General features: G+C 61.8%; 13 protein-coding genes and 1 pseudogene. 6 read left to right on the forward strand and 8 right to left on the reverse strand.

Going from position 1 to position 15052, the window contains the following annotated elements; translation table 11 throughout:
* Positions 1 to 11: 11 nt before the first annotated feature.
* The 3 genes from NLM33_RS15720 to NLM33_RS15730 all read right to left on the reverse strand — a co-directional run bounded on the left by NLM33_RS15720 (position 12) and on the right by NLM33_RS15730 (position 4211).
* Positions 12 to 1616 (reverse strand): ABC transporter substrate-binding protein, encoded by a 1605-nt coding sequence (locus NLM33_RS15720; protein WP_254096915.1) that lies wholly within the window; start codon positions 1614 to 1616, stop codon positions 12 to 14.
* A 33-nt stretch (positions 1617 to 1649) separates the two neighbouring features.
* On the reverse strand, positions 1650 to 3689 hold the full coding sequence (locus NLM33_RS15725; RefSeq protein ID WP_254096916.1) for an ABC transporter ATP-binding protein: 2040 nt from the start codon (positions 3687 to 3689) through the stop codon (positions 1650 to 1652).
* Positions 3690 to 3806: 117 nt separating this feature from the next.
* Positions 3807 to 4211, reverse strand: a complete 405-nt coding sequence (locus tag NLM33_RS15730; protein ID WP_254096917.1) for an SAM-dependent chlorinase/fluorinase — start codon at positions 4209 to 4211, stop codon at positions 3807 to 3809.
* Between the two features lie 517 nt (positions 4212 to 4728).
* Between NLM33_RS15730 and NLM33_RS15735 the strand changes: the two genes are divergently transcribed.
* Positions 4729 to 5085: an Mth938-like domain-containing protein gene (locus tag NLM33_RS15735; protein WP_254096918.1), complete on the forward strand. Its 357-nt coding sequence runs from the start codon at positions 4729 to 4731 to the stop codon at positions 5083 to 5085.
* Positions 5086 to 5224: 139 nt separating this feature from the next.
* A complete protein-coding gene (locus tag NLM33_RS15740) occupies positions 5225 to 5683 on the forward strand; it encodes a YbhB/YbcL family Raf kinase inhibitor-like protein (protein ID WP_254096919.1) in 459 nt (152 codons plus the stop codon).
* 254 nt (positions 5684 to 5937) lie between these two features.
* Here NLM33_RS15740 and NLM33_RS15745 read toward each other — a convergent pair whose 3' ends face one another.
* The 3 genes from NLM33_RS15745 to NLM33_RS15755 all read right to left on the reverse strand — a co-directional run bounded on the left by NLM33_RS15745 (position 5938) and on the right by NLM33_RS15755 (position 7352).
* A complete protein-coding gene (locus tag NLM33_RS15745) occupies positions 5938 to 6288 on the reverse strand; it encodes a 4a-hydroxytetrahydrobiopterin dehydratase (protein WP_254096920.1) in 351 nt (116 codons plus the stop codon).
* A gap of 84 nt (positions 6289 to 6372) precedes the next feature.
* Positions 6373 to 6708, reverse strand: coding sequence for a ferredoxin FdxA (fdxA, locus tag NLM33_RS15750; RefSeq protein ID WP_254096921.1), 336 nt, complete (start codon positions 6706 to 6708; stop codon positions 6373 to 6375).
* A 38-nt stretch (positions 6709 to 6746) separates the two neighbouring features.
* Positions 6747 to 7352, reverse strand: coding sequence for a MarR family winged helix-turn-helix transcriptional regulator (locus tag NLM33_RS15755; RefSeq protein ID WP_254096922.1), 606 nt, complete (start codon positions 7350 to 7352; stop codon positions 6747 to 6749).
* A gap of 97 nt (positions 7353 to 7449) precedes the next feature.
* Between NLM33_RS15755 and rpoH the strand changes: the two are divergent.
* Both rpoH and NLM33_RS15765 read left to right on the forward strand, forming a co-directional pair.
* A pseudogene (gene rpoH / locus NLM33_RS15760) lies at positions 7450 to 8350 on the forward strand (RNA polymerase sigma factor RpoH).
* A gap of 173 nt (positions 8351 to 8523) precedes the next feature.
* A complete protein-coding gene (locus NLM33_RS15765) occupies positions 8524 to 8760 on the forward strand; it encodes a zinc-finger domain-containing protein (RefSeq protein WP_254096923.1) in 237 nt (78 codons plus the stop codon).
* A gap of 100 nt (positions 8761 to 8860) precedes the next feature.
* On the opposite strand, the gene NLM33_RS15770 is transcribed toward NLM33_RS15765, so the two are convergent.
* Both NLM33_RS15770 and NLM33_RS15775 read right to left on the reverse strand, forming a co-directional pair.
* Positions 8861 to 9877 carry an integrase core domain-containing protein gene (locus NLM33_RS15770; protein WP_254096924.1) on the reverse strand — a complete coding sequence of 339 codons (1017 nt, stop codon included), beginning with the start codon at positions 9875 to 9877 and terminating at the stop codon, positions 8861 to 8863.
* A gap of 1034 nt (positions 9878 to 10911) precedes the next feature.
* Positions 10912 to 11985, reverse strand: a complete 1074-nt coding sequence (locus NLM33_RS15775; protein ID WP_254096925.1) for a LacI family DNA-binding transcriptional regulator — start codon at positions 11983 to 11985, stop codon at positions 10912 to 10914.
* Positions 11986 to 12237: 252 nt separating this feature from the next.
* Between NLM33_RS15775 and NLM33_RS15780 the strand changes: the two genes are divergently transcribed.
* Together NLM33_RS15780 and NLM33_RS15785 are read left to right on the forward strand one after the other, a co-directional pair.
* Positions 12238 to 13605, forward strand: coding sequence for an ABC transporter substrate-binding protein (locus NLM33_RS15780; RefSeq protein WP_254096926.1), 1368 nt, complete (start codon positions 12238 to 12240; stop codon positions 13603 to 13605).
* Between the two features lie 131 nt (positions 13606 to 13736).
* Complete coding sequence (locus NLM33_RS15785; RefSeq protein ID WP_254096927.1) at positions 13737 to 15047, forward strand: carbohydrate ABC transporter permease; 1311 nt, start codon at positions 13737 to 13739, stop codon at positions 15045 to 15047.
* Positions 15048 to 15052: the final 5 nt, after the last annotated feature.

Genomic DNA, 15052 nt, shown 5'->3' on the forward strand with positions numbered 1-15052 from the left:
GCGAAGTTGCCTCAAGTGTTCAGCCAAACTTCTGCCAGATCCTGACCGAGATTGTGACTGGGCGACATTTTCCAGCCCATCACCACCTTGTGGGTCGCCACAATGCGGTGCCACCATAGCAGCGGCTGCTGGTAAGCCTGCTCGAACAGCCGCTTTTCGAACGCCCGAATCATCGCCTTGCGCTTTTCGACGTCGCGCTCGCGCAGATGATCATCATATAGTTTGTCGAGCTCCGGATCGTTCGAGCGCGAGCGGTTTTCCGGCGCACGCGTGACAGACAGATATTTGGCTAACCCGAGACTGGAATCATCCATGAACAGGTTCGAGAAGTCGATCGCCACCTCGTGGTTGCCGGCGTTCATCGTGGCAAGATAGGGCGCGGTGTCGAACTGCTTGTGCTCCACTTCGACGCCGACCTGCCGCCATTGGTCGACCAGGAAGATGCCGGCGGGCGTGTAGGGCATGGCGAGGTTGCGGTTGTGCAAGGTGAACTTCAGGTTCGGCACCCCGGCCTCTGCTAGCAGCTTCTTGGCTTCCTCGCGGGACTTCTTGATGTCCTTCGAAAAACCGGGAAGTTTGACCAGCTCCGACTCCGGCGTCGCGAACGGCGAACCGGGTCGGATCAGGCCGCCGACCGCGCGAAGCGTTGAGATGCGGGATAGGCCTTGGCTGCCGCCCCAGCGATCGATCGCCATGCAGAGGGCGCGGCGGACCCGCACGTCGTCGAATGGCTTTTTTTCCACGTTGAAGCAAACGAGGAGATTGAGCGTCCAGCTCGATTCTTCGATCCGAATCTTGTCACCCATCGCCTGCACCAGCCGGTCGCGCTCGGCTGGCGAAATGCCGCGAAACTCGCCCAGCACCTGCCCGCCCTGCACCGCGTTGAGCATGGCGGCGGCCTGCAGCGTGAACACACCTTTCCACCCGTCGAGATACGGCAGACCCTGCTTGAAATAGCTCTCGTTCTTCCTGCCGGAGACGTGGCTGCCCCTGACGTGCTCGACGAAGATGAACGGGCCGGTGCCGTTGATCCTGGTACGTGGGCCTGCCGGATTTTCGGCAAGGTCTTTCGCCGAATAGATGATGTTCCAAGGCGATGCGAAATGTTCGAGCATCGACGCGTTGAGGTTCTTCATCTTGAAAATGACCGTGGTCGGGTCGGGCGTCTCAATCGTGCCGATGTCGTCGAACGTGGCCTTGCGGGTGGACACGACGCCCTGCGGCGGGTTGCGCAGCCGCTCGTAGGTTGCCCTCACATCGGCCGAGGTGAGCGGCGTGCCGTCGTGGAATTTCAGGCTGGGGCGGAGCTTGAAGGTGTAGCTCGTCAGGTCCTCTGCGACCGTCCAGGATTGCGCCAGATCGCCCTCGACCTCCGGAAACTTGGACAGGTTGAAGCGCAGAAGCGTGGAGTAAAACGGCGCCGCGAAATGCAGCGTTGCATAGGTATCGCTCCCATGCGGATCGTAGTGCGGCGTCTCAGCGCTAATCGCGAATGTAAGCGTGCCGCCGCGTTTGGGTGTCTGCGCTCGAGCCTGCACGGTAGCGAAGTTTAACCCGCCCATGCCGAGGGCGAGCGCGCCACTCACGTGCCTTAGCACGGCGCGTCTTGTTTCCATGGCATTTCCTCGTGTGCTATCGCCCTCCCGTCGTCAGATTTTGATGCAGGCAGCATAATGTCCCGGCCGTTTCTCCTCCAGTGGCGGAATCGTCGCACAGCATTCTGCGCTGGCAAACGGACAACGGGTATTGAAGACGCATCCAGTCGGCGGCGTGAGATGGCTGGGCAACTCGCCTTGGATGAGACGCGGTGCGCGCGCCTTCTCGACTGTCGGGTCGGGGATCGGGGCGGCGTCGAGCAGAGCTTTGGTATATGGGTGCAATGGGTTGCGATAGAGTTCATCGCGATCTGCTATTTCCACCACCCGACCGAAATACATGACCACCACGCGCATCGAGATGTGGCGGACTACGGCGAGGTCGTGCGCGATGAAGAGATAGGCTAACCCCAATCGGTGCTGCAGATCCTCGAGCAGATTGATGATCTGGCCTTGGATTGACACGTCGAGCGCGGACACCGCCTCGTCGCAGACGATGAACGACGGCTCCATGGCGAGCGCGCGCGCGATACCGACGCGCTGGCGCTGGCCGCCGGAAAGCTGGTGCGGATATCGCTCCGCGAGCTCCGGGCGCAGGCCGACTTGGCCGAGCAATTCTCCGACGCGCGCATCCGCTGCTTTGCGGTCGGGAACGAGCTTGTAGACGTGCACCGGCTCACCAACGATCTGGCCGACCGTCATGCGTGGATTGAGCGACGCGTAGGGATCCTGGAAGATGACCTGGATTTTGCGTCGAATTGTCTGCAGCTCGGCTGGCGAAGCGGTAACAACATTTATGCCGTCGAACGTGATTTCTCCAGCGGTTGGTTGTTCGAGCCGCAGGATCAGTCGGCCGACGGTGGTCTTGCCGCAGCCGGATTCGCCGACCAGGCCCACGGTCTCCCCGGGATAGATCGAAAAGCTCACGCCCTCGACTGCGCACACGACCACGGCTTTGCGTCCGAATCTGGCGCGCACCGGGAAATGCTTGGTCAAGCCCCGCACCGACAGGAGCGGCTCGGCACCTTGCGTCGCCGTCCGCCGCCCGGCGGCGCGGCTCGCCTCCCACACAATCGTTCCGGAGGCTATCTCTTCATGGCGATGGCAGCGCGATAGTCCACCGGTGTCTGTCGACGCGAGCACCGGCTCGTGCGCGCAAATTTCAATGCGGAAAGGGCAGCGCGGCGCAAAGCGGCAGCCGGGCGGTGCGCTGGTGAGATTCGGAACCAGACCTTCGATTGTTTCGAGGTTCGCTCCTCGCGCGCGATCGAGCCGCGGCACCGAGCGCAACAGGCCCATTGTATACGGGTGGCGCGGGCGATGGAATATCGCCTCGGCCGAGCCCTGCTCTACCAGACGCGCAGCGTACATCACGATGACGCGATCGGCGTAGCGCGCAACCACGCCCAAATTGTGTGTGATGATAACAAGCGCAATGTTGAGCGTGCGCGACAGATCTTTCATCAGCTCGAGGATCTGCGCCTGAATGGTCACGTCCAGCGCGGTGGTCGGCTCGTCCGCAATGATCAGCTTGGGATTGCAGGCAAGCCCGATCGCGATCATGACACGTTGGCGCATGCCGCCTGAGAATTGGTGCGGGTATTGATCAAGTCGTCCTTCGGCGTCGGGGATGCCGACGAGCCGAAGCAGCTCGATGGCGCGGGCGCGCGCCTGTTCCCCGTTCATGTCAAGGTGGATGGTCAGCGGTTCGGTGATCTGCAGCCCGATGGTGAGCAGCGGATTAAGCGACGTCATCGGCTCCTGGAAGATTATCGAAATGTCGCGCCCACGGATTGCGCGCATCTGCTCCTCGTCGAGCTCGAGCAGATTGCGGCCATTGAATAAGATGCGGCCCTGTGGGATGCGGCCGGTGTGTCGCGGCAGGAGGCGCATGATCGAGAGCGCCGAGACCGATTTGCCCGACCCCGATTCCCCGACGATGGCGACGACTTCGCCGCGCCCCACACTGAAACTTAGCCCCTCGACCGCCCGCACCACCCCGCGCGAGGTGAGAAAATGGACATGCAAATCTTCCACCTCAAGCAGCGGGCCCGCGTGCTGGGGCTGCAGTTCAGGTTGAAGCGGCTCCCTCATCCTGGACTCGATGAGGATTAGGGGTTTCGGTCTTCAAGCAGAACAAAATATACCCTAATTGGCGGACAGAGGTGCTCTCAATTTCTGGGATGAACGGCGGCTTGGTCAGGATGGACGCTAAGTTGGGCGATCGCCCGGCGCGAAGAGGTCGCGCCCGTGAAAACTGGCCGAGAGGCGATCCGGCTTCCAGTCGATGTCCCAGCTGCGCGTCTCTCGGGCACGGCGCCGGACCAGCTCGAACAAGCCGTTGCCGGGACCGATGTACCATCGGCCGTCGGCCTCGAGAAAAATGGACGGCCGCGGCCCGCCGACGCCGGGATCGACGACGCAGAGAAAGACGGTTCCCGCCGGAAACCATGCGGCATAAACCGCCAACAGATACGCTGATGCCTTAGGATTGCCGACCGGAGCATCGGCAAAGAGATCGATAATGGGTATGCCCGGCGCCATCTGGTGCAGCACCGCCTTCATCTGACCAGTATACGGGCCGTGCAACCCAAAATCTGTGAACAGCGCAATCATGTTGTCAGCTTACCCAAATGCGCCGGCGCCTTGCAGCGATCCCGCGTTTCCAATGGCAACTGTTGGGACCTTTGGCCAATAGCTGCGACGCAGCATATCGTCCGCACCTGAAGCTAGGTCTCCCCTCTCCGCCCGCGGTGCCGCGTTCCGTGGACTTGCGCGCTGAAGCGCGCTTATGGCCGTCGGCGAGTGGAAAACGCGATCGACCCAGAACTCACGGTCGCGCCCATTTCTGACGTCGCGCCTTCGCACGTCAGAAAATTACATACTCCCGCAGAGGTCAATTACCCAAGTTCTTTCGGGCGGTTGCCGTGGCGCCCGCGCGGGCGGGGCCGTGCCGCCGTCCGGAGCGAGTTCATCCTGAAGAGGCTCTCTGGAACTCTCCCGAAACCCCATCCGGGCATAGAGTCCCGCGACACTTCAACCCGACCCAGCGCTTGCCCGACGGCGGGCTGCGCCATACGTTTCTTCCGAAGGGCCGTCCTTCACGGCCTCGTGCAGCGATCAGAAACAGGCCATGGAGATCGATCGCACCACGTTCGGCACCATCACGATTGACGGAAAAACCTATGAGCACGACGTGATCATTCGTCTCTCCGGCGAGGTGGTGAAGCGAAAGAAGAAGCTATCGAAGAAGTCGTACGGCACCTCTCATGTGCTCTCGAAGGACGAAGCGAAGTTCGTCTTTGAGAACGGATGCGAGCAGCTAATTCTCGGCTCGGGCCAGTTGGGCAATGTGCATCTATCGCCGGAAGCTGAGGCGTATTTCGTGAAAAGGGGCTGCAAGGTGCTGTTGCAGCCGACCCCTGAAGCGATCCGTACGTTCAATAGGTCGCATGCAAAAAAGATAGGGCTTTTTCACGTGACGTGCTGAATCAGGCAGGTGCCAGCTGCCACTACGCTGCGGGCGATGATCGCCCCGTAGAGGTCGAGGGAATCCTCGACGAGACGCCCTATACCCCGCGAGGACCAGGGCGGCGGGCGCCGCCATCCCAACAACGAGGAGGCAACCAATGCAGCTTAGCTCAAATGCCTTTTCTGGCGGCTCAGCGATCCCGCACCGTTTCACCTGCGATGGAGAAGACCTCTCCCCACCGTTGGACTGGCAGGCCGCACCTGAAATGACCGCCAGCTTCGTCCTCCTTTGTGACGACCCTGATGCGCCCTCAGGCACGTGGCACCATTGGGCCGTTTACGACATTGACGCTGCACAAACAGCACTTGCCGAGGGCGCCAGCCACCGCAGTGGCGCTGTACAATTCAAGCAGGCGATCAACGACTTCCACCGGGTGGGCTACGGCGGCCCCTGCCCGCCCCGCGGTCACGGACGTCACCGCTATCATTTTCGTTTGCTGGCGTTGTCGGTCGACCACCTGTCGCTCGGCACGAAGCCCTCCTGCCGCGAGGTCGAGCGAGAAGCACGCCGGCATCTTATCGCCGAAGCGACCCTCGTCGGGGTCTATCAGCGATAACCTTTCACCTGACTACCCGACGCAGGTGATCAGGCGACTGAGCAAGAGCATGTCCAATCGCGCCGATTTCGACAAGACGGGTCCGCCGGGGATCAATTCGTCCCAAAAGCGCCAAAGGCGGAAGTGCAGATTGCTTTGACCCCAATCGAAGCAGGGCTCCAACGGCTATCGCATCGCTGCATCAGTCTGCTGCTCGTCGAAGAACGCGCTCGGCGCCGAAAAAAGGGGCGCAAGTTGCAGGACGACGAACTCGTTCACGCCGTGGCCGTCCGAGCGAATATGCGGTCAATCTTGGTGGCCAAGATGAAGTCGTTCTCATGCAGTCCCTTGATCTTCTTGGTCTGCAGAGAGACCGTCGCATTGCCCCAACCGAAGCTGATATTCGGATGATGGCCTTCGGCTTCCGCGAGTTCACCAATCTCCTGAACAAAGGTAAGCGCCTCGCGGAAATTGCGAAACCGGAAGCTCCGCTCGATGCGGTGAGCTTCCTCCGCCAGTTGCCAGTCCAGGGCCTGTGCGTGAAAGAGCTCAGCTTGCTCGCGCGTGAGTGGGGGTATTCCCCCGCGGCAGGGAGTACAGGTTTTGCTGGAAAGAGCTTCGGTCATGTTGCTTGCCCCTCGTGTCAACCTTCGCCCGCATAAGGCTCGCAAACTGCGAAGGTGAATGTTGCGGCACGGGCGCTGTCCGCCTCAATCTCCCGAGCCGGGATTTGGTGAGAAGTGTTGGAGTTTGTCCGGCTTCCCCTCCCACTCCTTAGAGTCAGACGGGGGCGCTTTTTTGACCATAATATTTGGCCAGATTTTCGCGTATTCCGCATTCAGCGACAGCCATTTCTCTAGCCCCGGCTCGGTGTCGGGCCTGATCGCGTCGACCGGGCATTCCGGCACGCAGACCCCGCAGTCGATGCATTCGTCCGGGTGGATGACGAGCATGTTCTCGCCCTCGTAGAAGCAGTCCACGGGGCACACTTCGACGCAGTCCATGATTTTGCAGCGAATACAGCTCTCGTTGACGACGAAGGTCAATTAAGCGCCCTTTCAACAGATTGCAGTGGTGAACTCATTCATGGTGTCGTCCGTCCGTCCTCGCGGTGCTCGTTTATTGGTTGAAAATGGACGCACAGAAGACCTACGTCCTCTGGCTGAATCGGAACACCCAGAAGCAGGCATTCAGTGGCCGAGGAGCCCGTGCTCGCCAGGTTGTCGCACATCTCTCTGCCGAAGTGCGTGCAGTCCTGGCAAACACCGATCCGCCGATGCGCCCCACCCGTAGCTAGAGTGGACAGCACTTGGTGCAGGGCGCGACGCATCGCAGTTCGCTCTGTCGCGTCGAGCGAATCCACGGCGCGCACCAGAACCTCGAACGGATCGCGTGCAAGCGCTTTTTTGCCCTTGCTCGTCAGTCGCAGACTGACGCTTCGCCGGTCCGTCTTGAATGGCTGTCGGACCAAGTACCCACCCGCTTCAAGCGCCTTAATGGCTTGTGTTGCAGTGCCGCGGGTTGTCGCTTGAAATTCTGCGAATGCCGACGGGGTCCGCGAGAACGGGTTGGCACGGGCGAAGAAGCGGAGCGCCATCCATTGGGCCGGACTGAGTTCACCGTCATAGCCCTCAGCTTGTACGAGCCGTCCCACCTGCAGCAGGAGCTCTGCCGTTTCGCGCGCTGACATGACTGCCTCTTTGCAAATATAATAGTGTTTCGAAATTAACTTGACAACCGATTGGATGCAGATAATTTTGTTTCGAAACTAGTTTGAGGGCTTGATCATGGCCCGCAACGCGCCCCTGCCGATCCTTACGGCCGACCCCGGCCTCACCCATTATCTTGAGGAAATTCGGCGGTTCCCGATGTTGGAGCGCCAGGAAGAATACCTACTAGCCAAGCGCTGGCGCGAGCACGGCGATCGCGACGCAGCGCACGAACTCATCGCCAGCCATCTGCGGCTCGTGACCAAGATCGCCAGGGACTATCGCGGCTACGGCCTGCCGATCTCTGAGGCGATCTCCGAGGGCAATGTCGGCCTGATGCAGGCCGTCGAGCGCTTCGAGCCGGAGAAGGGCTTCCGGTTCGCAACCTACGCCGCGTGGTGGATCAAGGCAGCGATCCAGGAATACATCCTGCGCTCGTGGTCGCTGGTAAAGATGGGCACCTCGGCCAACCAGAAGAAGGTGTTCTTCAACCTGCGCAAGGCACCAGAGCAAAATCTCCATCCTCGACTGTGGCGATATGCGGCAGGACCAGGTGAAGATCATTGCCCGGAGGATCGGCGTCACCGAAACGGACGTGATTTACATGAACCGGCGGCTCCGCGGCGACGCCTCGCTCAACGCCGCGATCCACGAGGACGGCGAGTCCGGCGAGTGGCAGGACTGGCTGCTGGACGAATCCCCGGACCAGGAGACGACGCTCGCCGCGAGCGAGGAGTTCGATAACCGCCGCAAGACGCTGTCCCGCGCGCTCACCGTGCTCAACACGCGCGAGCGGCGCATCTTCGAGACACGCCGGCTCGCCGAGGACCAGATCACGCTCGTGGAACTGGCCGAGGAATTCGGCATCTCGCGCGAGCGCGTGCGCCAGATCGAGGTGGGCGCCTTCGCGAAGGTGCAGAACGCAGTGAAGCACCGCGTCGCGGCGATAGCGCCCCCCGAGCCGCTGCAGGTGCGTTAGCTTCCAACCCTCTCCCGTGGTGGGAGAAACTGACGATGGACGTGTCGCTATGGGTACGTCTTACGGCAACCGCGCAAGAGGGGCGCCGCTCACCGGGTGCTGATCGGGCCCTCGCTCGACGATCCATCCCCGGCACTTTGCATCATCGACCGGGCGCCTAAGCCGCGCCGCAGATGGAAAGTTATCCGACGTTTCATAATGAAGTCGGGGTGCCGATCGTGCGCATTGGTTGCCGCGAGTTCAAGTGCATTGGGGATAGACCGCCGCAAGATCACCCACACATCTACCTCAAGATGGGCGATGCCAGTGAGATCGTCTGCCCCTATTGCTCTACCCTATTCCGCTTCGATCCGAGCTTGGGCGCACACGAAGCTGACCCGGCAGATTGTGCTTACGGTGATACGGACTGAGTTGAATTGCGGTAACGCTGCTTCCTTCGTCATGCCGGCCGCAGCCAACCAGCGCCAGGCGCCATCGTCCCGCAGTTTCGGGGCTGTGTATACCGAAAACCTAAATCCTGAGGTAGCGGTGATGAAGTCCGCCCAGGATGGCAAGTGACCTGACCACACCGGTTCGCTGAACTGGGCGAGAAACGGGCGCATCCTTATCCAAGGCCAAGTGCGTTCGTGTCGTGTTATAGTAGCAAGCGTAAGATTTCAGAATCCGGCGCAGATGTGCCTCGCCCAGGACAATGATGTGGTCCACACATTCGCGCCGGATCGATCCGATCAGCCGCTCGACAAAGCCATTCTGCCAGGGTGAGGCTGGTGCAATAGGCTTGTCGCGAATACCCATGGCACGCAGTCGGCGTGTCACCACTGCACCGTAGATGCAATCCCGGTCCCGGATCATGTAGCGCGGAGCCTCATTCCAGGGGAATGCCTCCGTTATTTGACGCGCGACCCATTCGGCGGTTGGATGTGCCGTGACGTTGATCCAGACAAGATGTCTGCGGTCTAGCCGAACGACGACGAAAGCATAGAGCAGGCCGAAGCTATTGGTCGGGACAACAAACAAGTCCATGGCGGCAACATCTGGCGCATGATTGTGCAAGACGGTTCGCCATCCCTGGCTGGGTGGCACCCGGCGTTTGACCATGTACTTGGCGACGCTCGACTGCGCGACCTCAAACCCGAGCTTGAGCAGTTCGCCGTGGATGCGTGGCGCGCCCCAAAGCGGATTTTCGACGCTCATGCGCCGGATCAAGACGCGCAGCTCCGTCTCGACTGGCGGTCGCCCTCCCCGTTGGCGCGACTTCCAACGCCAGTAGCAGCGAAATCCGGCTCTGTGCCAACGCACAAGCGTCTCAGGCCGGATGATCGTGAGGACCTTTAGGATTGCTGGAAACCAGCGATACAGCTGGATAAAGAACCAGCGATCAAGGTTCGTGAGCCGAAGGCGGCTACGCCGCCTGCGTCTCAAGACAATCAACTGATGTCGCAGCACCGCGTTCTCGGCTTCAAGCCGCAACTTCGACCTGAATGGCGAGGCCAGGGCGGCCAGAGCGAAGCAGAACAGCCCGATCATCGCGCCAGCTTAGGCGATTCCAACGCGGTATCACACTCGGATGAGGTTTTCGGTACACACAGCTCGCCAAGGCGGGCAACGCACGGGTACGCGGCGGAATGATTCAGTTGGCTTGGCGCTTTTTGCTGTTTCAGAAGGACAGTGCATTGGCCCAGTGGTATCGGACCCGAACTGAGGGTGGCAGAAATCGCAAAACAATAATCGTAGCTCTGGCGCGCAAATTGCTAATTGCCTTGTGGCGTCTGGCAACCACCGGCGAGGTTCCGGCTGGCGTTGTATTGCGAGCAGCGTGAGGGAGAAGACTTAGAAAAGACAAGCTCTCGGAGGCCGACGAGCAGAACATCGTCAGTGTCCGATGACGATCCGAGGTGGCGGTCACCCGAAGCACGCCATGGTTTTGAAACCGGTTTCGAGAATGGGTCCGCCGCCGAGGAGCTTCGCCGCCGATGCGCATGACTGCATCATGGTCAGGTCACTACAGACCTACCGAATACAAGGTTGTGGCGCGATGATCGCGCCCGATGGCAAGCTCCCCTCTGATCATCGTCCCGACCACAACCAGCGTGGCCGCCGTGCTCGTGTCTGTCAAGGCGCGGCCTTGAAACGACGGAACGTGCGGCCAGAGGGCAGAGCGACGGCCGACCTTGACAGGCCCTGTGCGCGTCGGCCTCAACACGTGTGGGTCGGGGCGAAGAAACGGGATTCCGTGTCGAACAAAGAAACTGGAATGAAGGAAGTAGAGAGTGGTGTAAAATATCTGCTTGACTTCAAAAGCCCCATACAAGGCCTGCCCAGACTTTACTCACGTTACGGCCCATTGGATCGCTCAACCGTCCAAAGACGGCCTTTGTCACAAGGCTCCGATCGGTCGGTTGCCCTCCGAACCGCTCGTCAGCTGCCAGATCAATCGACAACTCTCTGGGTGGAATCTTCCTCCACTGTTGACACGCGCCTTCGGGGCGCACTCCAATCCTTCGCATGAGGCAGTTCATGACCCTGAGCGAGCTTAGCTTCGTACTTAAAAAACCGCGCCATCATCGCCTTCTCCGGCGATGGGGCGCCTGCTCGCCGACGCAAAAGCCTGGTGCCGGGACGGCTGTTTCCCGCAGCACCAGCGGTGCCTCGATGACATGCGTGACCGACGGCAGATCCGGATGGGCCTGGCGCCATTCGATGAGGCGGATCGCCTGATCAGCGGTGACGACCGGATCTTGCCGAAAGGTCGTCAGCCGATAGGCGCCCCACGAGGCCTGGGGAATATCGTCGAAGCCGATGACGGACAGGTTCTCGGGCACAGTGAGGCGCCGCTCCCGTCGTGCATAGTCGATGAGGCCGAGGGCCAGGAGATCGTTGACGCAGAAGACCGCCTGAGGGGGGCTTTGCCTGTCGAGAAGGGCCTTGGCCGCCGTGACGCCGCTTTCGTAGTCGGACACCTCGCCGCGACCGACGATGACCGCTAGCCCCCGGCGCTGCGCCTCATCTTGGAAGGCGTGTTCGCGCTCGGTGAGGCTGAGTGTGCCGGCCCAAGAGCTGACTAGGCCGAGCCGCGTGAAGCCGCGGCCGTGGAACAGCGCTGCCGCAGTCCGCCCGGCGGCGGCGTTGTTCGCCATCAGATGATCCGTATCCGGCTCCGACCGGCCGAGCACGATGACGGGCTGGCCGTTGCGGCGGGCCGCCTCTACGAAGCTGGACGGCGGCGAACCCGACAGCACGATCACCGCTTCGGCCATGTGCCCCATCAGGATTCGCTGCGCCGACGCCCTCTCCTCCACCGTCAGGCCGGTGTTGAGGACAATCGGCACGCTGCCACGACGAATCAGCCTGGCGGTCAGCGCGGCGAGAAGCTGCGCCCGGATGCCCTCCTCCGGCTTGGTGACGACGATGCCGACGAGGCGGCTGCGCCGCGCCAAGAGCCCCCTGGCGAGGTCGTTCACGTGATAGCCGAGAGCCTGGGCCGCCTGCATCACCTTCTCGCGGGTTTCCGGAGCAATGCTTGCTCCATCCGTGAAGGCACGCGACACGGCGGAACGGGACACGCCGGCGAGCTTGGCCACCTGCAATGCGCTCGTGAAACGCCGCGCATACCGTGTGTAGTGGGCGTCCGCCATGGTCTCTCGCCATTGGGATATGACGGCCCGACAAAGAAGCAACCGCGGCCAGTCATAAAACCATTGCACAGCCGTGCATCACTATGAGGTGCGTAACGTCCTGAACTCGCGCCCACAAGGGAAATCTTGATGCACAGCTGTGCAGATCCGCTTACAATCCGTTGGCCAATCGGCTTACAAGATAGGCGTCCGGCTTCATCGGACTCGCGGCCAAAAACGATAAGACGGCCGTCCGGCTCAGGGAGGATCGGCATGTTCAAGGGCTTCAACGTGGCGCTGCGCCGGCTGGCCGTAGCTGCTTCCACGCTCGCCGCCGTCGGAGCCGGCGCACCGGCCCTCGCCAAGGATTTCACAATCACAGTGTGGTCGGGCGGCACGAGCGACCCCGAGCACTACCGCGTCGACAACATCAAGCTCGCAGCGGAGCAGTTGCAGCGGGAGGCTCAGGCCGAAGGCAAGGACCTCAAGATCAAGGTCGACACGCGCGTCTTCAACGACTGGGATAGTTTCAAGCAAGCCTTCACTCTCGCGGCGCAGTCGAAGACGGGGCCCAATATCGTCGTCTCCGGCCATGAGGACATCGCCGCCTGGTCGCAAGCGGGCCTGCTGCGCCCGGTCGAGGAACTCGTCGATCTGGACTCCTGGCCGCTCAACGTCATCTTCCCCAACCTGACGAATTCGGCGAAGTTCAACAACGTGACCTACGGCCTGGCGCAGGATGCCGAGGCGCGGCCCCTGTTCGCCTGGATCCCGCATCTGAAGGCGATCGGCTGGAGCGACGCCGACATCGCCGCGCTGCCGGACCGCATCGGCAAGGGGCAGTACACGCTCTACGACATGCTGGCTGATGCCAAGAAGATGCAGGACAAGGGCATCGTCGCCCCCGGTTACGGCTTCTATCCGCGCAACCTGAACGGTCCGGATTTCTGGCAGTTCTACATCGCCTTCGGGGGCCAGATGTTCGATCCGAAGAGCGCCAAGCTCGTGTTCGACCAGGGCGCGATGACCAAGTTCTACAAATTCTTCGCCGATGCGGTGGCGATGGGCGTAACCAAGAAGAACCACATCGGCCTGCCGACCGACCAATGGTATTCCGACGTCGCGAGCGGCAAGGCAGGCTTCTGGCATGGCGGCACCTGGCACTATGCCCGCTACACCGGCAAGGAAAAGCTCAAGGACTTCTTCGGCACGGTACTGTTCGCGCTCATTCCTGCCGGAGAGAAGGGTGGCAAGCCGACCACCCTCACCCACCCGCTGGTCTATCTAATCACCAAACAGGGCAGCGACGACGACGCCAACATCGCGGCGCAACTCGTCACGATCGCCTCGGAGCCGCGCCTCAACGTGCTGCACGCCGTGAGCTCGGCGCATCTCGCGATCTCGGAGGCGGAGACGCGGATCCCGCTCTACGCCGACAATCGCTGGGCCTCCGAGGCGACCAAGCGCCTGCTGCCGTCGGCCGTGTCCATGCCCAACGATGCCAAGCTCGGAACCTATTGGGACATCATGTGGAACGGACTCCTCGCCGCCTGGACGGGCGACAAATCCCCGGAAGCGGCGGTACGTGATGCCGCCACCGAGGCGAAGAGCCGGCTCGGCGACGCCATCGTCGTGCGCTGACCATCACGGGTCGTCGCGTGTCGCCCCCATCAGAAACGCAAGACGCCACCGTCGAACAGCGGCAGCCTGACGCCTGGGTCGGGCGGTCCGGCGTCGCACCTGCGGGCGTGAAGCCGCGCGGCAGGTTCGCGATGTCAGCGTCGGCTCGGCTTGGTCTTGTCATGCTGGCGCCTTCCTTGGTCATCGTGGTGCTTCTGTTTCTGGCACCGGTCATCCTGACCGGCGTGTTCTCATTCACGACGATGACGACCGGCACCGGCATCCGCGCCGGCGCCTACCAGATCGACGATGTCGCTGCCGGCACCTTGCGGTCGCAAGGCGTGCCGGCGGATATTCTCGACCGGCTGAGTGCGGAATTATTCGCGATCGACGACGCGACGCTCGCCGCTGCGCGGCAGGCGGGCGTTGCGGAGGCGCTGGTTTCGGAACTCGCGACGAGCCATCGCGGCGAAAGCTTTCCGACGCGGCTCGACTTCGAGCGTTTTCTCAAATCGCTCTGGGCGCGCCCGGCGACGACCCGCGACCTCAAAGCGGCGAGCGCGCCGTTCCGTCGCTCGATCGTCAATACGCGCTACGAGTCGCGCGAGGCCTTTCTGGCTGCGCTGGACGGTCTCGACCTCAAGCTCGATCCGGCGACGACGGCGAAGATCGAAGACACCGCCTATACGGGCTGGCGGTGGACGACCGCGAACTACACCCGCATGCTGTCTTCGGCGGAGTCGTTCTATCGCCTGCTCCGGACCATGCTCTATGTCGGCGCGACGGTGGCGCTGTTCAATGTCGGCTTCGCGCTGGTGCTGGCCATCACCACCTTCTTCCTGCCATCCCGAACCGCCGCGGCGGTGCGCGCCCTGTGGCTGCTGCCGCGCATTCTGCCGCCGGTGCTCTATGTCTTGTTGTGGAAATGGCTCGCCTGGGACAACGGTTTTCTCAGCGCCGTGCTCGCCCCCTTCGGCGTAGCGTCGCGCAACTGGCTGCTCGACAACAGCGTCAACGCCTGGATATTCGTCGTCCTGATTAACGGCTTCGTCGGCGCCTCGATGGGCATGATCATCTTCTCGAGCGCCATCAGGGCCATCCCCGTGACGCTGATCTATGCCAGCGCCACGGACGGCGCCTCGACGCTGCAGCAGGTGCGTCACGTCATCTTGCCGCAGCTGAGATGGCCGATCCTGTTCGTCACCTGTTATCAGACGCTGTCGCTGCTCGCCTCGTTCGAATACATCCTGCTCTCGACCAACGGGCGGCCCGGCACGTCGACCGAGGTCTGGGCGCTCGCCGCCTATCACACCGCGCTCAGCAACTATACCGGCAACCTGGAATACGGGCTGGGAGCGGCGCTCGCCATCGTGCTGGTCGTGGTCGGGCTGATCGCCTCGACAGCCTATCTGCGGCTGTTCAATTTCGCCACCCTGGTGCCACCGCCACGGATCGAGCAGTGAGGCGC

Source organism: Bradyrhizobium sp. CCGUVB1N3 (genome assembly GCF_024199925.1).
In the GTDB taxonomy this organism is placed as follows: domain Bacteria; phylum Pseudomonadota; class Alphaproteobacteria; order Rhizobiales; family Xanthobacteraceae; genus Bradyrhizobium.